Below are 234 nucleotides of genomic sequence, written 5' to 3'. Positions count from 1 at the left end.
CTCCAGTGGCCTTCGGGGAGGCGCTCGAAGGTAGCGTCATCGAAGGGGCCGTGGGATACCTGCCAGGGGCCGTCAGGGCCGCTCTCTTCCACCAGTCGTGCTTCCACGCCCGGCTCGCAGGCCAGGCCTGCCAGCTCATCGGGGTCGATGGGGCTGACGAAGTCCGGGATAGCGCCACGAATCAGCAGGGGCTTCTGCTGCCAGTAGTGGGCCAAGAAGTCGGCGGGTGTTAAA

1 protein-coding gene is annotated in these 234 nt (G+C 66.2%); it reads right to left on the bottom strand.

Annotation, left to right across the window (positions count from 1 at the left end; translation table 11 throughout):
* On the bottom strand, positions 1–234 hold a 234-nt coding region (locus P8629_RS12755; RefSeq protein WP_442908726.1), incomplete at both ends, for a cupin domain-containing protein.

Origin of the sequence: Hydrogenovibrio sp. 3SP14C1, from assembly GCF_029625905.1 — a bacterium.
Taxonomy (GTDB): domain Bacteria; phylum Pseudomonadota; class Gammaproteobacteria; order Thiomicrospirales; family Thiomicrospiraceae; genus Hydrogenovibrio.
The sequence above is the reverse complement of the archived record's forward strand: the minus strand, read 5'-3'. Positions and strand labels throughout refer to the sequence as shown.